At 51.7% G+C, this 25,780-nt stretch carries 23 protein-coding genes; 8 read left to right on the forward strand and 15 right to left on the reverse strand.

The annotated features are described in order from the left end of the window. Window positions 1-57: 57 nt before the first annotated feature. Entirely contained in the window at window positions 58-1,182 is a 1,125-nt protein-coding gene (locus BUB30_RS19670; protein ID WP_073137172.1) for a TIGR03364 family FAD-dependent oxidoreductase, read from the reverse strand. 180 nt (window positions 1,183-1,362) lie between these two features. On the opposite strand from BUB30_RS19670, the gene BUB30_RS19675 reads away from it, so the two are divergent. Further along, window positions 1,363-2,661 carry a DUF5690 family protein gene (locus BUB30_RS19675; protein WP_073137174.1) on the forward strand — a complete coding sequence of 433 codons (1,299 nt, stop codon included), beginning with the start codon at window positions 1,363-1,365 and terminating at the stop codon, window positions 2,659-2,661. Here BUB30_RS19675 and BUB30_RS19680 read toward each other — a convergent pair. Continuing rightward, entirely contained in the window at window positions 2,658-3,239 is a 582-nt protein-coding gene (locus tag BUB30_RS19680; protein WP_073137176.1) for a hypothetical protein, read from the reverse strand. The two genes, BUB30_RS19675 and BUB30_RS19680, sit on opposite strands and share 4 nt — an antisense overlap. A 49-nt stretch (window positions 3,240-3,288) precedes the next feature. Further along, entirely contained in the window at window positions 3,289-3,981 is a 693-nt protein-coding gene (locus BUB30_RS19685; RefSeq protein WP_073137178.1) for an HAD family hydrolase, read from the reverse strand. A gap of 207 nt (window positions 3,982-4,188) precedes the next feature. On the opposite strand from BUB30_RS19685, the gene BUB30_RS19690 reads away from it, so the two are divergent. Further along, window positions 4,189-4,755, forward strand: a complete 567-nt coding sequence (locus BUB30_RS19690) for an HD domain-containing protein (RefSeq protein WP_073137180.1) — start codon at window positions 4,189-4,191, stop codon at window positions 4,753-4,755. Window positions 4,756-4,787: 32 nt separating this feature from the next. On the opposite strand, the gene BUB30_RS19695 is transcribed toward BUB30_RS19690, so the two are convergent. Next, window positions 4,788-5,579: a tetratricopeptide repeat protein gene (locus tag BUB30_RS19695; RefSeq protein ID WP_143164989.1), complete on the reverse strand. Its 792-nt coding sequence runs from the start codon at window positions 5,577-5,579 to the stop codon at window positions 4,788-4,790. A gap of 38 nt (window positions 5,580-5,617) precedes the next feature. On the opposite strand from BUB30_RS19695, the gene BUB30_RS19700 reads away from it, so the two are divergent. Together BUB30_RS19700 and BUB30_RS19705 are read left to right on the forward strand one after the other, a co-directional pair. Further along, window positions 5,618-6,040, forward strand: a complete 423-nt coding sequence (locus BUB30_RS19700) for a response regulator (protein WP_073137184.1) — start codon at window positions 5,618-5,620, stop codon at window positions 6,038-6,040. A gap of 129 nt (window positions 6,041-6,169) precedes the next feature. Next, complete coding sequence (locus tag BUB30_RS19705) at window positions 6,170-6,571, forward strand: OsmC family protein (RefSeq protein WP_073137186.1); 402 nt, start codon at window positions 6,170-6,172, stop codon at window positions 6,569-6,571. A 119-nt stretch (window positions 6,572-6,690) separates the two neighbouring features. Here the strand turns inward: BUB30_RS19705 and BUB30_RS19710 are convergent, their stop codons facing one another. The 10 genes from BUB30_RS19710 to BUB30_RS19755 all read right to left on the reverse strand — a co-directional run bounded on the left by BUB30_RS19710 (window position 6,691) and on the right by BUB30_RS19755 (window position 17,227). Beyond that, window positions 6,691-7,569, reverse strand: a complete 879-nt coding sequence (locus BUB30_RS19710; protein ID WP_245804130.1) for a hypothetical protein — start codon at window positions 7,567-7,569, stop codon at window positions 6,691-6,693. 68 nt (window positions 7,570-7,637) lie between these two features. After that, on the reverse strand, window positions 7,638-8,516 hold the full coding sequence (locus tag BUB30_RS19715) for a DUF5777 family beta-barrel protein (RefSeq protein WP_073137188.1): 879 nt from the start codon (window positions 8,514-8,516) through the stop codon (window positions 7,638-7,640). Window positions 8,517-8,525: 9 nt separating this feature from the next. Then, complete coding sequence (locus BUB30_RS19720) at window positions 8,526-9,071, reverse strand: YceI family protein (RefSeq protein ID WP_073137190.1); 546 nt, start codon at window positions 9,069-9,071, stop codon at window positions 8,526-8,528. An 83-nt stretch (window positions 9,072-9,154) separates the two neighbouring features. Next, a complete protein-coding gene (locus BUB30_RS19725; protein ID WP_084138244.1) occupies window positions 9,155-9,970 on the reverse strand; it encodes a cytochrome c in 816 nt (271 codons plus the stop codon). A 10-nt stretch (window positions 9,971-9,980) separates the two neighbouring features. Further along, window positions 9,981-11,897, reverse strand: coding sequence for a porin family protein (locus tag BUB30_RS19730; protein ID WP_073137194.1), 1,917 nt, complete (start codon window positions 11,895-11,897; stop codon window positions 9,981-9,983). Beyond that, complete coding sequence (locus BUB30_RS19735; protein ID WP_073137196.1) at window positions 11,890-12,447, reverse strand: RNA polymerase sigma factor; 558 nt, start codon at window positions 12,445-12,447, stop codon at window positions 11,890-11,892. Before BUB30_RS19735 ends, BUB30_RS19730 begins: the two co-directional genes overlap by 8 nt. Before the next feature lie 240 nt (window positions 12,448-12,687). After that, window positions 12,688-13,959, reverse strand: coding sequence for an MFS transporter (locus tag BUB30_RS19740; protein WP_073137198.1), 1,272 nt, complete (start codon window positions 13,957-13,959; stop codon window positions 12,688-12,690). Between the two features lie 217 nt (window positions 13,960-14,176). Then, complete coding sequence (locus BUB30_RS19745) at window positions 14,177-14,926, reverse strand: hypothetical protein (protein ID WP_073137200.1); 750 nt, start codon at window positions 14,924-14,926, stop codon at window positions 14,177-14,179. Window positions 14,927-14,945: 19 nt separating this feature from the next. Further along, the gene (locus BUB30_RS19750) at window positions 14,946-16,532 is read right to left on the reverse strand and encodes a Na+/H+ antiporter (RefSeq protein ID WP_073137202.1); all 1,587 of its coding nucleotides are present in this window, start codon (window positions 16,530-16,532) and stop codon (window positions 14,946-14,948) included. Between the two features lie 197 nt (window positions 16,533-16,729). Beyond that, window positions 16,730-17,227, reverse strand: coding sequence for a lipocalin family protein (locus tag BUB30_RS19755; protein ID WP_073137204.1), 498 nt, complete (start codon window positions 17,225-17,227; stop codon window positions 16,730-16,732). A gap of 567 nt (window positions 17,228-17,794) precedes the next feature. Here BUB30_RS19755 and BUB30_RS19765 point away from each other — a divergent pair. Beyond that, window positions 17,795-19,603 carry a heparinase II/III domain-containing protein gene (locus BUB30_RS19765; protein ID WP_073137208.1) on the forward strand — a complete coding sequence of 603 codons (1,809 nt, stop codon included), beginning with the start codon at window positions 17,795-17,797 and terminating at the stop codon, window positions 19,601-19,603. Between the two features lie 6 nt (window positions 19,604-19,609). Here the strand turns inward: BUB30_RS19765 and BUB30_RS19770 are convergent, their stop codons facing one another. Then, entirely contained in the window at window positions 19,610-22,513 is a 2,904-nt protein-coding gene (locus tag BUB30_RS19770; RefSeq protein WP_084138245.1) for a T9SS type A sorting domain-containing protein, read from the reverse strand. A gap of 255 nt (window positions 22,514-22,768) precedes the next feature. Between BUB30_RS19770 and BUB30_RS19775 the strand changes: the two genes are divergently transcribed. The 3 genes from BUB30_RS19775 to BUB30_RS19785 all read left to right on the forward strand — a co-directional run bounded on the left by BUB30_RS19775 (window position 22,769) and on the right by BUB30_RS19785 (window position 25,769). Next, on the forward strand, window positions 22,769-23,554 hold the full coding sequence (locus BUB30_RS19775; protein ID WP_073137212.1) for a 3-keto-disaccharide hydrolase: 786 nt from the start codon (window positions 22,769-22,771) through the stop codon (window positions 23,552-23,554). A 216-nt stretch (window positions 23,555-23,770) separates the two neighbouring features. After that, window positions 23,771-24,628 carry an SDR family oxidoreductase gene (locus BUB30_RS19780; protein ID WP_221408745.1) on the forward strand — a complete coding sequence of 286 codons (858 nt, stop codon included), beginning with the start codon at window positions 23,771-23,773 and terminating at the stop codon, window positions 24,626-24,628. 10 nt (window positions 24,629-24,638) lie between these two features. Then, window positions 24,639-25,769 carry an aminotransferase class I/II-fold pyridoxal phosphate-dependent enzyme gene (locus tag BUB30_RS19785; RefSeq protein ID WP_073137214.1) on the forward strand — a complete coding sequence of 377 codons (1,131 nt, stop codon included), beginning with the start codon at window positions 24,639-24,641 and terminating at the stop codon, window positions 25,767-25,769. Window positions 25,770-25,780 lie beyond the last annotated feature (11 nt).

Here is a 25,780-nt window from a genome sequence, read left to right on the forward strand (position 1 = left end):
TCGGTGTCATAAACGAATAACAAAAAAGCTTGCGGTACCGATTCCGATTCGCCCCGGTCAGAGCGCGTCGATTAGTTTTTCGGCGATGCCAAAACTAAGGGTCATGCCCGCACCGCCCAGGCCGGTCACGACCGTCACGTTGGGTTGGGGTCTTACGATCAAATGAATGTCGCCCATCAGTTTAGGATAGACGCCGTGCCAACGCTCGGTGATCTTTATCGAACCCAGATCAGCAAATGATTTCAGATAGTCCAGGATCAGGTCATTGACCTCCTCGTCATCAAACGGCTCTACCGTGCGGCTGTAGTGGTGCGAGTCGCCGATGATCAATTCGCCCGCCTGGTTTTGTGCGAGGAGCACGTGCACACCGTTGTCTTTGTAGGCTTCCGATTCGGCATCGTAGCGCGCGTCAACCTCGGGAAGCGACGGGCATTTGCCAAAAGCGGCGTAGTGCCGCAGGGTAAGACCCGCACACAACGTCGGCCCAAGCTCAAAGGGTTTCTCCGGCACAGCCTTCATCATTTGCAGCTTGCATTTCGACACCGGGTGATTGTCGAACACCTCGGGATACAACGTTTCAAAATCGGCGCCACTGCATACAAATACCTTCGATACCTCCCAGGTTTCGCGTGCCGTATGAATGTGGGGCATTGCAATTTCATTGACCACGTGACCGTAGCGCAACACCAATCCATATTTCTCCTTCAACCACACGGGAATTTTGCGAATGGCTTCACGCGGATTCACCGTGCCCTCGGTGCTGCTCCACAATCCGCCACGCAACCCTTTTTGTATGACCACGCCCGATTTCTCTTTTACCTGTTCCGGTGAAAGCAGGGTGCAATCATACGGCGCATCGCGATAAAGACGCATGAATTCCTGCAGTACCTCCCACTCATCATCATGGTACACCACATGAAGCGACCCGTTGGGCTTCATCCAAAACCCCGCCTCCTGCGCCACTTCGCGCCAATGATGGCGTGCCCGCAAGGCATACTCCAACCCAACAGCCGGCTCCTGACCGATCGGCCACGACAATCCAAAATTTCGAACCGACGCTCCCACGGCAAACTGATCGCGCTCAAACAACACCACCGTATAACCTTTGCGCAAGGCCATGTAGGCGTGCGCCAATCCTGCTATGCCTGCGCCAACAATGGCGATGTCTGCTTTCTTTTCCATCCGTGAGATATGATTTTTTTTGAACGCAATGAATCATTGGTGTCGCAAGATATTGTGAAAACCCTGTCACTGGCGAAAGCATCGTTTACCTTATTATTAATTTCTTAACACTAGGTCAACAAGCCCACAACAGCCGCGCCCGTTCTTTGTGCCATAGCCGAAAACCTTTCCCTCACCCTCATGTCCTTATCTTCCGAGTCGCCCATTACACGTTGGTTGAAACGTGTCAACGGATTTTCATTTGCGCTCTATGCGACGCTCATGGCTTTTTGTTGCTATACGTGTGTGTATGCTTTCCGTAAAACATTTTCCGTCGCCACATTCGATGGGTTGGTGTTTGCCGGCATCAGCTACAAGGTTTGGTTGGTCACCTTCCAGGTGATCGGGTATGCTTGTTCTAAATTTGCCGGGATAAAGATCATCTCGGAACTGAAGTCGGCGTCGCGGGCATCGGGCATCTTGCTCATGGTAGCCATCGCGGGTGTGTCGTGGTTGCTGTTCGCCTGGGTGCCCGCTCCTTATAATATCATTTTTCTTTTTACCAATGGCTTCCCGCTCGGGTTGGTCTGGGGCATGGTCTTCGGTTATCTCGAAGGACGGCGGTTCACGGAAGTGCTGGGCGCCGGTCTTTCGGTGAGTTTCATTTTTTCGGCCGGCTTTGCCAAGTCGATCGGCGGTTTTATCATCCGCGACTGGGGCGTTTCCGAAATGTGGATGCCCTTTGTCACCAGTTGTCTCTTCCTGGTGCCGCTGTTGATTTTCTTGTATTTACTGGACAAACTACCCCCGCCTTCCGCCGAAGATGAACAGTTGCGCACACGCCGGCAACCGATGAATGCCGCCGAGCGCTCACAGTTTATCTTCACCTTCTGGCCCGGCATCGTATTGTTCACCCTAAGCTATATGCTGCTCACGGCCTTCCGCGACTTTCGCGACAATTTCTCCGCGGAAGTGTGGCGCGCCCTCGGCCAGGGCAATTCACCCGAAATATTTACCGCTACAGAAATTCCCATCTCCATCATTGTACTTGTCGTGATGGGCAGCATCATGATCATCAAGAGCAACAAGCTTGCGCTGATGGTCAATCATATCATTATCCTCCTGGGCATGGCGCTCATCGGTGTCGCTACGCTACTCTTCCAACAACAGTTGGTTTCTCCTACTGTGTGGATGATCCTGATTGGACTGGGGCTGTATCTGGGCTACGTTCCGTTCAACAGCATCTTCTTCGATCGCATGCTGGCCACTTTTCAGTATGTGGGCACGGTGGGATTCATTATGTATGTAGCCGATTCGTTTGGATACCTCGGCAGTGTGAGTGTATTGTTCTTCAAGGAATTCGGCTACGCCACCGTGGGCTGGCTCGACTTCTTTATTTCGTGTGCCTATATTATCTCGGCGGCAGGTTGTTTACTCATCGGTGGTTCGATGCTTTACTTTCACCGGAAACACCGGCGCTGGAAGCTTCAAAGCGTTTAGTGTCTGGCCAGGGCTCCGGCCACGATCGTGTGATCATAATATTCTATAATGCGGATGGCTTGCGCGGCATCGGCGGGATCCAACCGGTTTGCGGAAACAAATTCGCCCAACATTTTTCCGGAAGAGGAAAGCAGGGTTGGGTAAATGTCTTTTTTGAAATGATCCAACTTTGTCAATGCATTCTCCCATTGAACAAAGTATACATAGTCCTGCGCATCCGCCCCCCTGCGGCGTGGACGGGTGAGCGGCAGGCGACGAACCACATTCACCTTGCCGTAGAGCACCACCTCATAAAAGTGCTGAGGGGCACGCGTGTCTTCGTTTTCCTTTAGCGATACAAATTTGCGATTGATGTTTTCGTCTGCATCATAGAAATAGAGGGACAAGACCTTATGTGCGGGCAAGACCAGGCAGCTGTCGCCCGCTCGCAACAACACGAGATCAAAGGCGGATTCTATGGTGATTTTTCCCGTCAGCACTTTGCGTGAAGCGAGCACCACCGAACCATCGTGCCACTCGAGCTCGCGGGCGGTGATTTGTGTAGTCAACACTAATAAGAGGAAGAATAACTTTTTCACTTCACGTTACCTTGGGGTAACCTGAAGTTAATGTTTTCTTAACACAACATCAACCGCGCGCCGGCAGAATATTCAGCACTTCGGGAATATTTTCGATCAGGTGGGTATGAAGCTCCTCTTGCAAGGCTTCCCGGCTGAAGGCGCCGGTCGTCACTCCAATGACCATCCCACATCCGGCAGCATTGCCTTCCTGAAGGTCGGAAGCGGTGTCGCCAACCTTGGCTACGCGGGCGGCGTCGGTAACGTGGGCCAGTTGCATGGCCCGGAAGATCAGGTCCGGGTAAGGCCGGCCGCGCGGCACTTCATCGCTGGTGACACTGCCGTCGATAAGGCCCCGTTCCTCCCATCCCAATCTATTCAGCAACGGCTCGGTGATGGCGCGATCAAATCCGGTGTCTACCACGACTTTCACGTTGTTCGCCTTCAGTTTCCGGAAGGTCTCGCTTACGCCGGGTTTCTCTCCCACCGAGGGATCGTTCTTGTAAAACTCGATCATCGTCTTCACAAACGCCTGGTGGATCTGATCGATCCAATCGTCGGTGATCTGCAGGGGTCCGGGATAGTTCTTTTCCAACAGTTGGCGGATAGCCACCGGTTTAGGTATACCCATCACCGCATTTGCATCTTCCAGGGAGATCGTGACATCGTGGACCGCCAGCGCTTGCTGCAGTACGCGGTGAACGTCTTTGTTATCCTTTACGGTGGTTCCTGCAAGATCGAATACGACAAGGTCGATGGTCATAGTTTTTAAATTATCCGGCAAAGTAAGGCCTCAAAATCCGGGGGAATAAAAATGAACATGAAGATTTCTTTATGTTTTACTTATACTAAACAAAGTCAACACGGCACGATGGCCTTTCCATATAAAAGGTCGCTTAAAAAAGACGGTCTGAAAAGATAACCTGTCCGTAATATAAATGTCTTTATTTTCGAGTGAATCCTTACCCCCATGGAAACAGCGCTCGATCCCGTTGTCGAAGAAGTGCTCGACCTTTATCGCACCAGCGGCCCAGCCTGCTCTGGCGATCCCATATCACTCCTGGAACACATGTCGCACACTGCACAACTCGCGATCGCAGACGGGGCCTGCAACGAAATGGTACTCGCGGCTTTTTTTCATGACATCGGTCAGCTTTGCGTGATGCGACGCCAGCCAAACGAACTGTGTGGCTATGGCCGGAAGAACTATGAAAAGATCGGCGCCGATTTTCTTCGCCGTCGTGGTTTCGGCGAACGGCTTGCCCGCCTCGTGGAAGGACATGTCCAGGCAAACCGCTACCTCAGCTTTTCTTGTTGTGAGTATTACAGTAATTTAAGTGAAGCCGGCAGGAATACGTTGGAATGTCAGGGCGGCCCGATGTCGCGGGGAGAAGCCAGGGCCTTTGAACAGGACCCTCTTTTCCAACAGTATGTTTTACTTCGTCGCTGGGATGCCCAGGCGGCGAGCACGCGCGGAGGGCTGGTGGATTGGGAAGAGCTCCGGCGACGCATAGAGATAGTGTTGCAAAACGACTAGTTTTAGCAATCCATGGTCAGCATACCGGCAGATCAGTCTCTTTCAGTTTTCAAAAGTGCAGCCAAAGCTTTTGCCGCCGTGGTTGGATACAAGTCGATCGATTTTTCATAGTATTTCCTGGCCTGTTCTTTCTCGTCAACATATTCGTACATTACTCCAATCATGGCATACGCATTGGCTAGTTTATTGGGTTCTTTTATTGATGAAACCGTTTGCTTCACCCGCTCGATGCTTTCCAACTCGTCCTTACGCGTCAATGATTTCTCGGTTTGCTCCCGCATGAATTGAGAAAACAAATAGTTCTTGTAGGTTACGATCGATTTGCGATAGGCGGAACATTCTTCAACCAAATCGTCGATAGCGTTACGCACGATTTCGCGCTCCAGGGCAGCTCTTTTTTCGGCATCGGTTTTATAGTTGTCAAATCGCCCGTGGTCTTTCTGAAGGATGTGCGCGTAATCATCCTGGTGCTGCGTGAAGAACGCCCTTAGACACTGCTCTTGGGAATCACTCATCAACTGTAGGGCGTGGGGCGCCGGATGTTCCTCCACACATTTGCAGTATGCCTCCACGAATTCATCCTGCAACTTCCGCTGGTCCTTACCTTGTGCACCGACCTGAAAACAAATACCGACAACAAGAACGGGTGCAAGGGTTAAAACTTTAAGTACCATAGGGCCTAAGGAACAAAAAAGTCTATTGATATCCACAAAAAAAGCCAAGTCTTCACAGGCTTGAGAGTAAGGACTTAAGACTGGGATCCCAGGGTTTGTCCACTGGGTTGGGAGGAGGTCAAAATTTTTGCGCCTGGATGCTTTGGTCACCCCGGTAATTTTGTAAGTTTAAGTAAACCCCATTTCCCATGAACCTCCCCGGGCCGGTAGTTTTGATTGACGATGACAAAGACGACCAGGCCATATTGGTGGAGGTGCTGCAACAATTAGGGATCCACGAAGTGCGGCTCTTCGACAACTGTCCCGATGCTCTTGAGTTCCTAAAGAAAACCTCTGAAAAGCCATTCGTTATTCTTTGCGATATCAACCTTCCCCGCATGAATGGCCTGGAATTCAGGAGGGAGATCAACGAAAGCGAGCACCTGCGCCAAAAAAGCATCCCGTTTGTTTTCCTGAGCACATCGGCCATCCCAGAGCAAGTGAATGAAGCGTACACACTCACCGTCCAGGGCTTCTTTATCAAACAATTCTCCATGCAGGGCATGCAAGCCACCTTGAATTGCATCATGGAGTACTGGTTGGCCTGCATCCATCCGAATGCTGTAAAATAAACCATCGCAGGTCGAGGTCGCTTTTTCCGCGCCCATCGTTGCACGTCACTTTGATTTAGGATGGGCTCCCGGTCTTCCGGCAGATTTTGTATGTTGACAAAGATTTGCCACGCTAAACCTTATGCGATCATGACCCTTTCAGCCACGATTCACAATCGCCGCGACGCCAACGACATCGTTGTTCAAACGGACGGTAACACCAAGACGCTAAACATTCCCAGCAAGGTCGGAGGTTTGGGATCCTCCATAAATGGAGGCGAGCTGTTGGTCCTGGCGCTGGCTACCTGCTTTTGCAATGATATCTATCGCGAAGGGGCCCGCAAAAACATGGTGATCCAATCCGTCGATGTCACGGTCTCCGGAGTGTTTACGCGCGAGCACGAACCTGCCACCGACATCACCTATCACGTAAATGTGCAGGCACCTGCGCATTCCCCGCAGGAAATAAGCGACCTTGTCCGCTTCGTCGATTCCATTGCCGAGATCCACAACACCTTGCGAAGAGGTGCAGCCGTGACGCTGACCCTGTGATCTGTCCCCTGGTCGTTCATTAAAACAAAATGCTGCAAAGCAAAACGCTCTTGAGGAGAAGACCTTTCTCCCCAAGAGCGTTTATCGCAATTTAAAAATTTGACGGGGTTGCTTGCCGGCTAGTTCTCCGGAGCGTCTTCCGCATCCTTAATGGCTACAGGCCAAATGCCAGGGCTCGGCACACTCACCCCCTTGGTATCGCCGCGCACCGCATCGTGGCCGAAGTAGTAGAGTGGCCAGCCTTTGTACGTCATTTGTTTGACGCCCGATACATCGATGGTACCGAACTTGGTTTTATCGAGGACCGAGGGAATGCTTGCCAACGTCTCGGCATAAATGGGCCAGTTTGCATCGTGGGCTCCGTCGCCATTGGTGAAGTTATTTTTGTTCTTCTTGTCGACGGTGAACGTATAGATCGTTCTGCCTTCTGCATCGCTGAAGAATGCCACGGCGCCATCGCCCAAGGTGTAGTCGCCTTTGTAATTGTTTCCGTCGAGCCCCTTCAGTTGGGTCTTGGCGATCATGATGGTGTAGTCGGGCTTGGCAACAAACCACACGCCACCCACCGCTTCACCCGTAGTTTGGTTGGCGGGTTCGCGCGTTCCGTTCGGGGCGTAGTAATACAGTGGCCAACCTTTGTAGGTGAGCTGTTTTCCTGCGGCGGCCGTGATGGTGGCGAAATCGCTAAGGGTCAAACCGGTGCCCAACATTTCTGCTGTGAGACCGTCCTGGAAATAGATGGGCCAAACCGTGGCGCATCCACCCGTACACGTATTCTGGCCGGCTACGTCGGTAGAAAAAAAGTATAGTGCGTTTCCGTCGCCATCGGTCAGGTAGTTGCCAAGTGTCGCACTCGATGAGAGTTTGATCTTTATGGCAGACGAGGGCTGAGCGTCGTCGCTCTTGCTACAACTTGCCGCAGCAAAGATGAGGCACAGCATGCCTAGCCGCGCCAACGGGCTAAACAGGGTCTTGGTTACTTCTGATGTTGATTTCATGGATTGTTTTATTTAATGTGAAACATAGATTAAAAGACTGCTGAACTATAGAACAGGATTTTTTTGGATTACTTTCTTTTCTTCAGTTGGAATGCGCGCGTCACGTTGAAGCCGAGATGAATGTCGCCGTCGAAGAAATCGCCGTCGGTCTCGGTGATGAAGGCGCGCTCGATCATGCCGCGAGTGTTGGTGAGCACGATTTGAAATACGTGGCCGCCCGTTTCAATGTCGATGGCAAACCCCAGCGCATCCTTGTAAGGCGTGGACGCATCCGGATTGACGCGGTAGTAGTATTCCGCATTCAGTGAAACACTCCGCGAAACCTTGATCCTTCCCCCGACACCAATGGCCACCTGATCGTTGGCTCCGGTGTTGTCGGCCACGTAATTTTTGTGAACGATGGTGGGCATGAGTTGCAGGGAAAAGCTCGAAGTGAATTTGCGGGCGATGAGCAACTGGCCGGTGTAGGCCAGGCGGTCGGAGTTCTGAAACCCATCCGGGGCATCTTCTTTCCGCGGTGAGGTTTGGTAAGCGGCACTTCCAAACGCCGTGATCGTGACCGGCACACCGCTCTTGCTTTGACGAAGTACCCTGTATTTTAAATAACTGTCGATGGTTTTATCGACCGAGTTGCGGCCAACACCAACGCTGAGGTTGTCGGTGATGCCATACTCCAGCCCAATCCTCACAAAAGCATCGTCGAGGCCAAACAGCTCATAGGCACCTCCGTTGAGACGCCCGAAACGGTGAGCAAAAATGAACTCGAGGGTTCCCGCGCCGGTGGTCTCCACGGTGTGGCCATTCACCAGGCGGCTGCCCTTAAAGGTTTGAGCGATGTAGGTAGGTGCCGAAGTGTTTTTCTCCAATTCGCCCAGCAGGTCGTCCTGCGCAGAAGCAAAAAGGGGCAATAGAAAAAGGGTCAACGCAAGGGTGTGGCTTTTCTTCATGAGAAACGATTATGATTTATTGGTGGGTTTGAATGAAAAATTCAGCGTCACTTCTACCTGTTCGGCGATGTTTTGCCAGAGCAACTTTGGTATCTGCACTTTGTAATCTTCCAGCTTCACGATAAAGACGGAAGTCATGAGCAGGCCCTCGCCCTGCTTGACAATGGTGCCCGGCACTTCCACCGACTGTGTCACACCGTGTATCGTCAGTTTACCTTTGGCAACTACTTTTTGCTCTCCACTGGCTGCCGGATCGTAGCCGGTGATCTTTCCCTGAAATGTGGAACGTGGGTATTTTTCCGTCTCCATGTATTTTTCATTGAAGTGCTCCTGCATCAGTGACTTCGCAAATTGAAATTCATTCACGGGCACCACAAAGGCGATGTCGCCGTTACCCGCGTCGAACAGCCCTGAGGTCTTCAGGTTGGTAGCCTTGATGTCTTCGATGGAGGCGTGCGAATAGAATACGACCGAAGTTTTTTCCGTGGTGAATTTTTGTGCCCGCACCGGCATCCCATACACGGCGAGCAAAATGATGATGAAACTTTTATACATGGTTACAGGGGTTATTTTCAAACATAAGATTCCCATGCACCTCTTTTTTGAGATGCTTTTTTACTTCCGCCTCTTGATGGTGATTAATTATTCTTCACGCCGTCGTCTACCCAGCAAGCGATCTTGTCGATCTGTTCCTGGGTGATCGATCTCCCGTCGGGGGGCATCGCCCGGCTACCGGTGCGTGCCTTGATCAAACTCGCATTGTTCATCACGCTGCCCAGGTCCGACAAGTCGGGGCTTTGTGAACCGCTTACATGACAACCCGATATCGCACAGTTTGTTGACAGTATCGGCTTGATGTCGGCACTCCAACTCACGCCGGTTTGCCCACGGCCCACACTGGCGCTAAGCGAAAGGGAACAGTCCTGCGAATCTTTAACGACAACCGTATACAAACCGTGTTCCAATCCGGTAAACACATTGGTGTCGCCAAAACTTCCTGTTCCCAACTTAAACTGAAACGGCCCATTCGAACCTGTGGCGGTCACCGTCAGGGTACCGTTGCCGCTCAGGCATTCGTTGTCTTCCTGGCTGGTGTAGGTTGCGGCCAGATCACTGGAAGCCACTGTCAACACCACGGTTGACGAGCTTCCACAGCCATTGACATCGCTGACGCTAAGCGTAAACGAGCCGCCATTCAATTGCGTGAACGTGCCGGAAGTTTGCAGTTCGCCGTCGTTGATCTTGAATTGATACGGCGGCGCTCCTCCCGTGGCCGAGACGGTGATGTCGCCATCCAGGGTGTTGCAACCCGTGGGGTCCGTCTTGGCGTCGATCGCAATCACCGGGTGATTGATCTCGCAATTCACCAGGTCCGCGTCCGTGCGATAGGTACATCCGGCAAACGCCAGCAATAGGAATAGCAAATAAGGATGAGGGTCCTTTCTTAAAATCATAAAACGCAGATTATTTACCAAGCTTATACTTTAATGAGAAAAACACACCGGTGCTCACCAGGTTCACTTTGCCTTCGCCTACGCCAGACATCGGTGCTTTCAGGAAGGGTTCGGCCTGCACAAAAAAATGTTCACCGATGCGGCGCTGTACGCCGATGGAGATGTTTAACATGCTGAACCATTCATTGTTCTTATGAGAAAAATTCTCTTCGTATTGGTAGTCTCGTTGATTTGCCCACACGGTGTAGACATATTTTTCCTTCAACATGATGTAGGATGAAGAGCCCAACGTCACAAAGAGACTGGTCTTCGATTCCGGGAAGATATAGTAGGTCACGTTGATCGGAATGTCCAACACCCTGCAATCGCCGTTGAGCGATTTGGCCTTCGCGGTCCAGCCCCCGGAGCTGTAGGACTTGTCGGGGTTCTTCGAGTCATATAGTTTCTTGGAATAAATCGCGCCGGTGCTCACGGAAAAATGCCGCGATAAGCTATACTCTCCCAACAATCCTATATTAATCCCCGGTTTGCCTGGCGTGGTATAGTTGATCGAACTGAAGTCGGGCGACACAGGCAACTTAACAAACCATGAATGCGAAACCGCCTGTTTTTCATCTTTCCAATCCTTTTGAACCGTGCCCGAATCGGCAGCCGTTTGAACCGGCGCGATGTTCTTTTCAGCTTGTTGCGTCGAGTCCTTAGCAGAAGCCCCGGCATGTTCTGCCGGTTGCGCTGTCAGGTTCGCCGTTGCTGAAGTTTCTTCATTGCCGCTCGCTTTGCTTTCGCTCGGTGCCGCAATGCCCGGGGAGCCATCTTTCTTCGTCTCTGGAATTCCTTCTAATAAAATAATGGGAGGCGACTGCGGTTGAACCTGCAACTGCGATTGTCCGTCATTCATCAAAATTATCTCCCCATTTGCGGATGACGGCAACCGATCATTACCTGCTGCCGCAGCCTCTCCCATAATGCTTTGTTCTTTACGAAGTGTTTTGTCCGAAATCTCTTTGTCGTTCGCCACATTGTTCTCCATTACGATGCCTTGCGCCGGTTTTGAAATCGCTGTTGTTCCATCCTTTTTTGTGGCCGCATCCCTCTCTACATTCGACGGTTCCATTGAAAGACCTGAAGATTCCTTCACCACGGCAGGTGAAGCCTGGTTTTGTTCCTGATCAACAGGTGTCGCACTCGTAATGTTTTTACTTGCCTGCCCGGAAACGATCGCTCCCGCGACAGCCGATGGCGCATGATTCGATTCCGCTTTGATCAGCCCTGCGTTGCCCCGACCCAATCCAGCCTTCGCTTTACTGGACGACAAATTTTCCTGCGCGGGAGTGGGAGATGTCAACGCATTCGTTGCGGTCGCATTTCTCTTGGTCGACGGTAGTGGCCGACTTTCTTTCGTCACGGGAATTCTCTGCTCAACCGTTTGATCTACTCCCCCCGCAGAAACTTCCTTCTTCGCTGTCTGACCCTTTCCTGACGCCAAGACTTCTTCCTTAACCAATTGACTCTTTTCTGAAGCAGCAGTTTCTCTCTTGATCGTCAGATCTTTCTCTGAAGCAGGAGCCCCTTCCGTCATAGTTTCCTCATTTTTCGAAGCGGACGCCGCATCTTTGGTAGACGGATCTCCTGTCGATGCCGGATTCCCTTCTTTCAGGTTTTCATCCTTCAATTCTGTCGCTGCCGGTGGTTTCATCACCGATGCTGTTTGCGTTTTATCCTTTCCATCGAACTGAGGCCACAACGTGGAGATGACCAACAAGGCTACTACGGTATACAGCGTCTTGCTTCGCGCCAGCGCAGCCTTATCGTCCTGGTCCAGTCGCTTGGCCATATCCTCCCAGTCCTTCGGATCAAACTCCGGCTCATTCCGGTCGGCGGCTTCCCGGAAGATTTTATCGAGCTCGTTATCTGTGACCTTACGCATACCGCTTGATATTATTTTTTTTAAAAGCTGCCTTCAGATGCTCCCGTGCCTTGAACAAGTTGGACTTGGATGTGCCCACGGAAATATCGAGACGGCTGGCAATTTCCTCGTGTGAATAGCCATCGATGACAAACAGGTTGAAGACCGCCCGGTAAGCCGGTGCCAATTGCTGGACCATGCCAATGAGCTCTTCGTGTGAAAGGTCACCGATCGCATCGCTTTCGTGCGACGGCATCCAGGCGATGGCCTGGTCGCCGTCTTCCAATTTATAGTGCTTACTGTTTTTACGATAGTGGTCTATGGCGGAGTTGATCATGATCTTTCGCAACCATGATTTGAAAGAACTCTTCTCGTCGCGGAGCCCAAGCCGGGTGAACACTTTCATAAATCCGTCATTCAAAATTTCCCTCGATTCCTCTCTCGTCTTCGAATAGCGCAAGCACACACTCATCGCATAGCCATAGTAATGCTGATAAAGCATCTTCTGAGCTTCCCGGTTGCCACGCATGCAACCATCGATGATGGTGGTTAGCTGTGAAGGATCTTCCAAGGGTTTCTTATTTTGTTGCCAAGACGGGACGATTCCGCAAAAGGTTGCCTGGGTTTTGACACTTAATTTGCGTCTCCCCGAATTTACGAAAGAACCGCGGGTGTATCACTAAAAAGGTAACACTCACGATCTCTCAAACACTTCATTACCAACTGTTGACATGTCACTTTTCTGTTTACAGATGGTGGCTGCTCAGGCACGGATTATGCCCTTTACGTTGAGCACTCCGCCAATGATGCGTTAGCCCGTGGTCTCCACGGAACGTTCCTTCAATTGTTCGATCTTCATCTTGTCTTTGGATTTCAATTCGCGTTTTCGCAGAAAGGGCATAAAAAGCAGCGCGATCAGGATCGTCACAACACCCTGAACGAGCATGGCGTTGGCCGCGCCGATATAATGCGACAGTGCACCCAACAACAAACTTCCAATCGGCTGCATGCCAAAAAATGCCATGGCATAGTAGCTGATCACCCGCCCCCGCATGGCCGGGGTCACCGCAAGTTGGATGAGCGTGTTGCTGATGGTGGTCTGCGACATCATCCCAAACCCGGCGATGACCAGGAAGAACAGCGCCACAGGCAAATAGGTCATATGCGAAAAGGCAAAGAGCCCCACACCAAACAGGATCGTGTTTACAAACAAGATCTTCTTCAGATCGGTGCCGGCTTTTAGCGAGGCCAGGAAAACGGCACCCCCAATCGCACCCAACCCCACAAAACTATTCAGGTAGCCAAAGGTAGATGCACTGCCATGGAATATCTCACGCGCATATACCGGCAACAACGTGACATAGGGCAACGACAGCAAACTGATGAGCGCAAGCATGATCATGACCTTGCCGATGGCCGGCGTGTCGCGCAGATAGACAAATCCATTCTTCATGTCGGCAAGGGCCGTGTTCACGCGCTCCGATCGTTTGTGGGGTGGCAGCTTCATGAACAGCAACGAAGTAATCACCGCCAGGAAGCTAAACGCATTGATGAGAAAACAAACCGGCGCCCCAAATTTCTCCAACACAATACCCGAAAGTGCCGGGCCGATGAGCCGCGCCAAGTGCACCATCGAGGAATTGAGGGCGATCGCATTGGGGACATAGTCTTTGTGATCGACCATATCGTAGACCATCGCCTGCCGCGCGGGCACATCGAATGCGTTGATGATGCCCAGTACCACACTCAGCGTAAGGATCTGCCAAACGGCATACTGACCCGTGATAACAAGACCCGTGAGCAACAGCGCCTGCACTAAAGAGGCAACCTGTGTCAACAGCAGCACCCGATAGCGGTTATACCGATCCGACACCACGCCACCTAAAACCGACAACAGGAACGAAGGAAATTGTGCGGCAAAGACTGCGGCTCCCAGCATAAAGGAAGAACCCGTTTTCTCGTACACCAACCAATAAACCGCCGTTCGCTGCATCCAGGTGCCGATCAACGAAACGGATTGTCCCGAAAAATATAACCGGTAGTTGCGGCTCTGAAACGGTTTTAAAATTTGAAGCTTTGCCATGATGGGAGAATGAGATCAGCGTACGCATGATCCCGACTTAAAAATACGGGTAAACTTCGAATTCCGGTTCGAATTTAAAATGAGCGACGATTTCAGCATGTGAATGCAAGAAAGAGCTGCATAACGGTTGCCCTATTTATACGAGCCCACGACACCGGCCTTAAAAAAAGTTTAAAAAATGGTGACGGGCTTTTTGTCGATCGTTTGTATCTCCGGTTCAGGATGAGCGTTCGGCAAATTTCGCTTTGGCAATCTGGATTTGCTCCTGAATGTTACGACCACAACCTTTATTCTTGTCGGATGATCGATCGGAAAAATAGATCTGCATATCGCCAATGGCATCGTTGAGAAACGACGACCGTGCCGCGACCGGTTGCAGGGGAATTTCGAACTCCAAATCGCGCAGGAAGTAGTCGTCGCGGTGGTCTATGGAACGGGCATTCCAATGATTGATTTGTTTGAGGTGAATGCGCGCATCTTCTAAAACGATCTCACTATAATAGCCTGGCTGATAATCGTCACCCAAACCACAGTGTTGCGCTTGCATAGCAATCGAATCGGCCAGGCTGAGGTATTGAATGACGCTGTCACTATAGAAAACGTCGCGCTTTTTAGTGCTCCATAAAAATCCAACCGGTGATTTGGACTGCCGGATGAACTGAGCGATTTCGGGCTCTCGGTCGCGCTCCTCACAGTACAGACCGCTGTGCTCCAATTTATCCTCGTTTATTTCGAAGGTCACTTGCAGGTACAACGCCGGTGAATGTCCTTCCTGTTTGGGCAATTTTTTATCGATGAATAATTTTAATTTCAAAACGTTGTAGCTCAGCACAATCATTTTATGGAAAGCATCCGCCGGGTCGCCCGATTGCGCGTGATGCTTCATCTCCATAAGTTCGATCGTCGTCAGCAACGTTCGTACTTCCTGCAAGCCGCTTAACAGGTCGATGGTTTTTTGTCCGGTCATTTTAACACCTCTTCCTATTTTATGATTCTTCTTCACCGTCAAAACGGGAGCGCAGTTTTTCTTCTTCGAGATCCAACAGGTTCTGATGTCTCCTGACGACGCTTTCGTCGGTATCGTTGCCCTTGTTCAATTCATCCAGCAAGGTTCTTTGTTTTTCCAGCAGGTTGAGATAGATCTGGCGATAGTCTTCCTGCTCTGCGGTGTCCGTATGGAATTTGTCACTTTCAAAGCGGGTCTTCAGATGCTGCAGGTGCCGGTTTGTTTTTAATTTTTCGGCATGGTCGGTATCCAGGATGAGCAGACTTTTCTCTGCCAGCTTTTCACGCAGGGTTTGCTCCTGCAATTCCACCGGCAAATGATGGTCGGGGTCTTCCATGTTTACCCAACGGATCACCAGCGGCAATGTCAGTCCCTGGATGACCAGGGTGAGTAAAATAACCGTGAAGGTGATGAACAGGATCAGGTTGCGCTGCGGGAATGCGGATCCATCGGTCAGGTGGATTGGGATGGACAGGGCAGCCGCCAGCGACACCACCCCCCGCATGCCGGCCCAGCCCAAAATGAACGGTCCACGCCAGCCCGGCCGGTTGTCGGCCGTAGTAATGTAGCGGCTGATGAACACCGTGAATACCGACGCGAACATGGTGCTCAGCAATCGGGTCACGATGAGCACCACCGAAATGAGCACACCATAGCCGATGGCGGCGACGATACTCGTGGAACCCAATTCGTTAACAATGGTTGGCAGTTCGAGGCCGATGAGCATAAAGACCAGCCCGTTTAGCACAAAGCCCAACGTGGACCAGACATTACTTCCCCGCAAACGACTTCGGTAGCTCAGGAACCGATGACTTCGCATAGACAAAAACAATCCACCGCTCACCACCGCCAGCACGCCGGAGAAATGAAAGGATTCCGCGGTGACATACATCATGTAGGGCGCCGTGAGGGTCAGCACAATGTCGATGTTCACCGTGGTGGGCAACCAACGGTGAATGGCATAGTAGATCAGCGCGATGCCAATGCCGACCACGATTCCCATCGCAATGACGATGACAAAGCTCATGGCCGCATCAGAAAAAATGAAATGGCCCGTGTCCACCGCGATCAAGGCAAAGCGAAACACGATCAAGCTGGACGCATCGTTCAACAAGCTCTCTCCTTCCACGATGGACGTCACTCTTTGAGGGACCTTCACATACTTTAACACCGACGTGGCCGACACCGCGTCCGGGGGTGACACGATACCACCCAACAAAAATCCAAGGGCCAACGTGAATCCGGGCAGCACCGCGCTCGACACGATTGCCACCACAAAGGAAGTGACAATGACGATCAAAAAAGCAAAGCTGGACACCACGCGCCGCCAACGCCAAAGCTCTTTCCACGAGGTGGCCCACGCCGCTTCATACAGGAGCGGGGGCAGAAAAATAACAAAGATCAGTTCGGGGTTGATGCTGATGAGGGGAATGCCCGGGATGACACTCAGCAACAGACCACCCAAAACCAGCACAATGGGATAGGCGATCTTTAACTTTTGCGCCAGCATCACCAGCAGCAAAATGGCCAGGATGAGAAAGATGTAGACAATAAAGGATTCCAGCATGGTCGCGAGGGTTGGAAGGCTAAATCTATTAAAATTTAAAATCTTCCCGAAACCTTCGGTTCCCTATAAAATCAAAAGAGAGGTCCCCTTGACCCCTCTTTGATAAGTACCGCTAAAAATGTAATGTTCTTGGATTACACGGCCGTTATTGCATTAGTATTTTCCTTTTGAGGAAATGTTGCGCTTAAAAAATAGTCTTACTTGCTTTTATAAATGAGGTAGGATTTTACTTCCATGTCGTCCTGGCCATCGCCGTTGACGTCGTAGGGAAGAGTTCCATTTTCAAATTTGAATTGCGTTTCGGTTAAAACCACAATCTTCAAGTCATCTGTGTTATCGGTGTCCGGGTCGCCATCATCAGCGGTGACGGACAGGATGGTTTCATTTTCTTTCCACACCCAGGTTCCGTTCAACACCTTGTCGGAGCCATCGCCGCAGTCGTCAAGACCAACGGTTGAAGAGAAAACGCCGGCCTTCGTGAAGGTGTAGACATCATCCAGCCCACAAGGAGACAAATCTGTCGGAACATCGATCAACTGACCGCTAACCTCAACCTGAGCCTTGTCGACCATCCAACTGGTACCGGTCAACAAATCTGTTCTGCTTTTTTGATTATCGTCATCCTTACAGGATGTTACAACCGAAATCGACGACACAACGAGTACAGTAGAAAGCAACGAGGAAAATTTTCTCATGGGGGGTAAATTTTTTGGTTTGGTTTAAGGTTTTGGTTTGAAGCCCGTCTTTAAACGTTCATCTCTACTTTACATCGAGCCTGACTGCCGGTGCTCAAGACGGCCGACGGGCTGATGTTCTTTCGATTTAAACTATTCTTAATGACGACTCAAAGATGAGGTATGAACCCCCTCGTGCACCATTACAATCATCACATTTCCCTACTTGCGTAGGCCTGATTGGATTTTCACCGCCAGAGGCTTCCTTTTGCCTATCATCCCCGTTAACTGCCCATCCCAAACCAAAAAACATCGTCGCGATGGAACGTTGCCTTGAAAAGCAGCCACTTTCCAGGCAAAACCTTACCTGCGCGGGCACGATCCCGGCGTCCTCATCCCAACTCAACTCCTCTCTGTCGCCCATTCCTGTAGATACAAGAATCCTGATTTCGAGATGACCTGTTGAGAAATCTCCACAGAAATAATAAGCACCGAACCTGATCACGCATGGGAGGGATAAGATGTCATATAAATGTTATTTTAGAGAACGGGTGTCAAATGGCACTTTAGGAAATCGTCTCCATACCTATGAAACCACTTCTCTCCTTTTTTCTGGCGTGCACAATCGGGCTGACTTGCGCTCAATCTTTCGATTATTCCCGCATGGCTCCCCATCCGAGGCTACTCTTAAAAAAAGGAGAAGCGGAAGAGGTCCGCAAAAACCTGGAGACGAACGAGCCGATGCTCCGGGTGCACCGCTACATCCTGGATGCGTGTGAGCAATTTATGATCGCGCCCACAGTGGAACGAAAACTGGAAGGCAAACGGCTTCTCGGCGTTTCCCGCACCGCCCTGAAACGTATCTTTTACCTCGCCTACGCCTACCGCTTGACCGGCGAAAAACGCTACAGTCAGCGGGCCGAACAGGAAATGCTTGCCGCCAGCGCCTTTGCCGACTGGAACCCGTCGCACTTTCTCGACGTGGGCGAAATGACCATGGCCCTGGCCCTCGGCTACGACTGGCTGTTCGATGTGCTCCAACCCAGTTCAAGAGAAACCATCCGCAAAGCGATCATCGAGAAGGGGTTCACGCCCTCGAAAGACGAGCAGTACAACTGGTTTCTCAAAGCCGACCACAACTGGAACCAGGTGTGCAATGCAGGTATGGCCTATGGCGCACTCGCGCTTTACGAAACCGACACCGTGCTGGCCACCGAAATGCTGGAACGCTGCATGCAAACCATCGGTCTTTCCATGAAAGCCTACGACCCCGACGGCGCCTACCCGGAGGGTTATAACTATTGGGGTTATGGCACAGGTTTCCAGGTGATGCTAAACGCCGGTTTGGAATCCGCCCTTGGCACGGATAAAGGTCTGTCGCAACTTCCCGGCTTCCTGGCTTCGGCCCGGTTCATGGAGTACATGACCGGTCCCACCGGCGCCAGCTTCAATTTCTCCGACGCACGCGAAAAAGGCGAGGCCGATGCCATGATGTACTGGTTTGCAAAAAAAACGAATGACCCGTCCTTGCTGTGGGTAGAGCAAGAATACTTGAAAAAACCGGCGTTGGATTTTGCGGAAGACCGCCTGCTTCCCTGCATGATCATTTTCGGATCGGGGCTGAAACCCAACGGCATTGCTCCACCCCAATCCAAGATCTGGGTGGGTCATGGAAAAACGCCTGTGGTGCTGGTGCGCACGAAATGGCATGAAAACGAAGGACTATACCTGGGCGCCAAGGGCGGCAGCGCTTCCACCAATCACGCCCACATGGATGCCGGGTCGTTTGTGTTTGAAGCGGCGGGCGTGCGCTGGGCTATGGATCTGGGCATGCAGGAATATTACTCGCTCGAAAAAGAAAACGTCGATCTCTGGAACAGAAGCCAGACCGGGCAGCGCTGGGAAGTTTTCCGGTACAACAATTTTGCGCACAACACGCTCACCGTAAACGGCAAGCTCCACCGCGTTGAGGGTTTCGCGCCTCTCGTCAAAACATTTACCAGCGCTGACAAATTGGGAGCCGTCATCGATCTGACGGAGATCTTCAAAGACGATCTGAAAAGATCCAGCCGGGAGATCGCTATCGTAAAAGAGAAGTTTCTGCAGGTGAGGGATGAAGTTGAAACCGCCAATCAACCGGCCCGCATCCGCTGGACATTGGTGACGGCGGCAACGCCAAAATTCCTGAATGCAAATACCATTGAACTATCGCTTGACGGAAAAAAAGCACTCCTTGTCATCGAATCACCCAAACGTGTTGAATTGAAAACCTGGCCCTCGCAATCCCAGCATGCCTATGACGCTCCAAATCCTGGAATTTCTATCGTGGGGTTTGAAACGGAATTGAAAGCCAATCAAAAAAGTACGCTGGTCGTCAAACTTGTTCCACAGCCTTAGCGCCGATCACCGCTGGCGGTGAACAACAAGTACTTTATGCAAAGTGACATTCTCACAATCATTGATGCGAAGGATATATACGCCTTCCGGCAAACGCCCTACGTCCATATGCTGACCGTCGTCATGGAGTGTGATAGGTGCCGACACTTCCTCGCCCAGGGCATTGTATAAGTTTATGTCCGTCGTTTTGCTGTCGACTTGAATGAACGCATCGGCTGGATTGGGATAGACATTGAATTTCATTTTCACCTCCCGTTCCGTGGCCGTTATGGGAACCGGGGTTATGGAGAGATTATCCATCAACAGGGATTGAAAGACCTGCCGGGTGTCATCGTCTTGTGCAAAGGCGACGAGGGCGAGGGATGCCGCATTGTTGAACTGGGATGCGTCGGGCTCCCAGGTGATGTGGAGCGTTTTTGTAGTGGGTATTTGAGCCTGATCACCAACCCGTGTCCCCGTCACATCGGGCAACAAGGCGCGCACTACATAGTGACTTTCCGTGGAATTGCTCCCGACAACTTTTTCGACAACGGCCACGCGGATCCGGGAGTCGGGTGCAACGGACTGGAGAACGGAATAGCGCACATCAATATCAACCACACCACCCACGTTTTGTTGCGCAGTAACCGCATCGAAACGCACTTTCGACACTTCGAGCGCGTCGTTGTCAAAGGTTGTTTGCGCCTCGGTTGGAAACGGGTTGGCGATGGGCGTCCCATCCAAAACCAGCAATGGCAAATTGTTGGTCACACCATAGTAAGCTGCGCGCGCATTGTGCACCGGTGGATTTTGCGCATGGAGGGGATCTTCCTCCGGGGCTTTCAACGCGTTCAAATGATATTCCATCCGCACCATACCGGGCTTCACCTCGTCAGTTCCCTTGATCAGCGAAAAGGCGTTGAACAAATCGTTTGACGCGGTGAGGGAAACGTGGGTGAACCACTCTGCCAGAATGATGCGATCGCGTTCGGTGATGGCGAAATTGTCAAACGCAAAACCATCCAGCGGTGCCATCAGGTTGGTATCCTGACTTCCCAAGGCCACGCGAAAACGCATTCGCTTCCGGTTGGCGGGAAGGGCCGGCAAATAACCATCCAACGGTACCGCTGCGTATCGCCAACCCACTTCATCTTTTTTACCGGACCATCCATATTGGTTGAGCTTCTGGTTCCCCGGATTGCCGGGAATGCCGCGATGGTCGTACCAGCCATGCATCTCATCCATATCGCCGACGGTGATCCACTCCGCATCGTCGAACGCTTTGCCACTGGAGTCCACCTGAATGACCACGCCGTCGATCTGTTCCTGCAGCAGGCTCCGAAGATTCAGGCTGAGCACGGGACTTTTCATTTGACTTAGGTCGAGACAAGGACTGTGCACCCACGATTTTTCGTTTAGTCCATAGTGCAGGTTTGGTACGGCGGAAGATTGCGTGAACCAAGCCTTCCCCGAACCGGAGGCGTCGCCCTGGAGCACAAAGCCGGTGGGAGCATCCCAGGTCCACGAGGAAGCCAGAAGGTTTTCGTTTACGCCCTGCAGCCAATCGCCATTGCCGGTGTCGAAGTTCTGAATATAGGGAAGTTGAGAAGCGTCTACTACGGGCATCTTGTATACTTCCTTTACTTTTTCCTGGAAGCAGTTGTTACTCGTCGTTACCTTGAATTTTGCTTCGTGAATGCCGGGAGTAGCGTACGTGAAATTCGTATTCAATGTTCCGGATTGATAGCCGGTGCCATCCAAATCCCACAGAATATCTTTTACGTTGGTGGTGCTGAGACCTTGCAAGGCCCCCTTGAACACCGTGGCTTGATCGACGCAAACATTTTCCCACGTGAAGTCGATGACGGGCGCTTCTTTTATGACGACTCCCTTTTCAAAAACGCCGGGGCAACCAAAGGGGTGATCGGGGCCCAGCGTGAAAACGGTTTTAAAATTCAGTTTGACATTATAATATCCGGTATGCTGAAAGGCATGATGATCCGGAACACTTTGTGGCCACACCTGGGATGGCTGCGCCGGACTGTCGCCAAACTCCCAAAAATAGTTTTCGAATTGCCAACCGTAGGTATTGGGTGGTGGCGGCGGTGCCTGCACCGAGATAGCGAACGGGATCTCTTCTCCCAGACAACCTTCGGCGATACTAAAGCTGATATCAGGAACCGGGAGAATGGTCAGTTGCGTCTCCAGCATAGAGCACGTGCCGCTTCCATATTGATAGGTGACGCTGGTGGTGTAGTCCAGGATCTTGGGATCGAGCAGAACTTTGTTGCCGACAAAACTCAACCCAGACAAACTGCCATTCACTTTGTAGTCGCCTCCCGCGGGCGTGGCATTTAATTCGATGACGGATGTATTGTTACAGATCGTGCCGCCATCCACATTGTTAAGGGTTCGGAAATTGAAGGTGACCGGGCTCGTCACGATCCCGAATGTAAAAGACAAGTTCACCACCGTGACTGCGCCTTCTGAGATATTGCCCGGTGCCGCGGGGTCATACCGGATGACCGTCCGCTTGTACGTTAGAGAGAGCGTATACTGCCCGAATCCAGCACGCTGACTCAGGAGGTACGGATTGATCAGTATTTCGGCAACTTTCACCTGGAGTCCGTTGTCCTCATAAAAGTTGACATACGCTCCCGCGGGGTCTTTCATCGACGGAGAAAAATTGGTCAGCATTTCATATTTCTCCCCGTTGATGGTCGACGGCCCTACGACATCGGAGGGCGCGAGAATCTTAGCAACAAACCACCGGTCGTCGGGGCAAAAGGTGGTGGGGAGAACGTTGAAGAAGTTAGCATTGGTGATGGGCACGCCAGCAGCTTTCTGATACATAGAGACCGCGAGCACGAGGATCCATAACCGACGGAAAAAATAAGCGGAGGGCGCGTAGCCGGGACAGAGGCTCTTCATGTTGAGACGACTAACCGGAATGTGTTCGGAAAATCGCCGCTAGTATAGGTTGAGCCACTGCAATGGGATTGCAGTTTGTCCAGAGGCCATCACCCCCTTTGTAAATCATTGATAATGAATTGCTTTATTTTGATTTCCAAGGAGCCACTCTCGCTTGTTTGGAGCGCCCTGGTCAAAACAATAGTCCAACCTAAATCAGCTGGCGGTATGACCCTTTCTTGTTAAATTACATCTTCACCAAAAAACCGACCCGGCATGTCAAAAAAGAAACTTCTCCTGCTTGTTGTTCCCTTTCTCTTGTTTGCCTTTCGTCCCGACGCCGACCGCCCGGCCAGAAAAGAAGGGAAATGGGTGAGCCTTTTCAACGGCAAAAATCTGGACGGGTGGAAGATGAAGATCGTGGGGCATCCGCTTGGGGAAAATTTCGGCAACACGTTCCGGGTGGAAAATGGCATACTCAGCATCCGCTACGATCAATACAAAAGTTTTGACAACACCTTCGGCGCGCTGTATTACAACAAGAAGCTCACCAACTATCGTCTCAAAGTAGAATACCGGTTTGTAGGCGAGACCGCACCCGGCGCACCTTCGTGGGGTTTCCGCGACAGCGGTGTGCAATATCACTGCCAGGCACCGGCCACCCTGGGCCTGACCCAACCGTTCCCCATTTGCCTCGAGTACAACCTGCACGGCGGAAACGGCAAAGACGAACGTCCAACGGGTGAGCTATGTGCCAATGGCACCTATGTGGAGATTGACGGCAAACGCAACGCGTCTTTTTGCACGGAACCGATCGTGAAACGCACCTTCCACGGCGACGTATGGGTTACCCTGGAAATCGATATACGCGACGGCAAGATCAAACATTTTGTGAATGGTGAAGAGATCCTTCAATTCGCGAACCCCCGTTACGACCCCACCAACGAGATCGCCAAAACCCTGATCCAGGGGACCGACGATAAGGTGAAGGATGGATATATCTCGCTGCAATCCAACAGCCATCCCATCGATTTCCGGAAGATCGAATTGATGGAATACTAGCACGGACATCTGTATAGCGCTTGACAGGGATCTTGATTCAATCCCTGGCCAACACGTTCCGCGAGCCCTTGCTGCATCGCGTCCGGGCGATGTTCCCGGACATCTTCACGTTGTTCTATCCCTGCGGCGGTGGCTAGCATTTAACGGGCAGCCTAAACCATTTGCATACCGTTTCAAAAAAACTGAACTTGCTCTTCTACCTTAAATGGATACCGCATGGAAGGCATGTTAAAACCCGATTCTTTAAAAGGCAAAACAATCATTGTTACCGGCGGTGGCACCGGCCTCGGCAAATCGATGGGCAAGTATTTTCTCGAACTGGGTGCCAACCTGGTCATTACCAGCCGCAAGCTGGAAGTCCTTCAAAAGACCGCCGACGAACTGATGAAACAAACGGGAGGAAAAGTGCTGGCCGTTTCCTGTGATGTCCGGAAATATGAAGAGATCGAGAACATGCTCCAGCAAACCGAAGCTGCCTTCGGGCAGATTCACGGCATCCTGAACAACGCCGCGGGAAATTTTATCAGCCCCACGGAAAGGCTCTCACACCGCGCCTTCGACATTGTGGTGGACATCGTTTTGAAAGGCACTTACTACACAACGCTGGCGGCAGGCAAACACTGGATTGCCAAGAAACAACCCGGCACGTTTTTGAACATCGTGACTACGTATGCATGGACCGGCTCCGGCTATGTTGTGCCTTCGGCTTGCAGCAAAGCAGGCGTGCTGGCGCTCACCCGGTCGCTGGCCGTGGAATGGGCCAAGTATAAGATCCGAAGCAACGCCATCGCTCCCGGCCCCTTCCCTACCGAAGGTGCGTGGAGCCGTTTGCTGCCGGGCGACCTGGTAAAGAAATTCGACCCCGCCGATCGCATCCCCCTCAAACGCGTCGGCGAACACCAGGAGCTGGCCAACCTGGCGGCCTACCTGATGTCCGACTACTCTGCCTATATCAACGGCGAGGTCATCACCATCGACGGTGGCGAATGGCTGCGCAATGGCGGCGAGTTCAGTCACCTCGAATTGATCCCCGATGCCATGTGGGATATGTTGGAGAAAAGCAGGGGCAAATAAAAAGAGGGTGATGAACACGCTGGAAGCCCTGCTAAAAAAACGTTTGGACGACCGGACGGAGATGGGGTTGCTGAGGACGCTACGCCATAACGATCCCCACCTGATCGATTTTACCTCCAACGACTATCTTGGCCTGGCCCGCTCAACAACGCTCGCGGAACGGATTCATGAACACGTTGGACCATCCCAACCCAATGGCGCCACGGGTTCGCGCTTGTTGTCGGGGAACTCGCCGCAGCACGAGGCCGTGGAAAAAAAACTGGCCCATCTTTTCAAAAGCGAATCGGCTCTTTTGTTTGGTTCCGGTTACAATGCCAATCTCGCGGTGCTTTCCGCGCTTCCCCAGCGGGGGGATACTATTTTGTATGATGAACTGTCGCACGCTTCCCTGAAGGACGGTGCGCGGTTGAGTTTGGCCAAGCGACTAAATTTCAAACACAATGACCTTCATGATCTGGCCTCGAAGCTGAAGCATGCGCAGGGCCAGGTGTTCATTGTCGTGGAATCGATCTATTCGATGGACGGCGATCAATGCCCCCTGGCCGAATTGGTCGACCTGGCTGAAAAACATCACGCAATTGTTGTACTGGATGAAGCGCATAGCACCGGCGTGGTGGGTTTGGATGGGAGTGGCCTGGCGGTATCGCTGGGTTTGGAAGACAGGATCGGTGTTCGTGTCTACACCTTTGGAAAGGCGATGGGTTTGCACGGCGCGTGTGTGGCGGGATCGAAAACCTTGATGCATTATATCGTGAATTTTAGCCGGCCGTTCATTTACACTACGGCCATGCCTTTGCAACAGGTCGCGGCCATTGACTGTGCTTTTGATTATTTGAAAGAAAACATTCAGCTGCAGCAAGTACTTCGAGAAAAGATCTCACTATACGTGAAGGCGGTGGAGGGTCTTGCAGAGCGCACGATCAGTCACAGCGCCATTCAAACGCTGATCGTCCCGGGGAACGACAACATCCGGCGCGTGGCCGGACAGCTGCAAGGCAAAGGGTATGACGTTCGGCCCATTTTATCGCCCACGGTGCCGGCGGGCTTGGAGCGGTTGAGGATTTGTCTTCACACCTACAATACCGGCGAACAGATCCTGGGGTTGACGGAGGAACTGAAAAAATTATCGTCTCCGGAATGACGAATAACGGT

Source organism: Chryseolinea serpens, from assembly GCF_900129725.1.
Classification (GTDB): domain Bacteria; phylum Bacteroidota; class Bacteroidia; order Cytophagales; family Cyclobacteriaceae; genus Chryseolinea; species Chryseolinea serpens.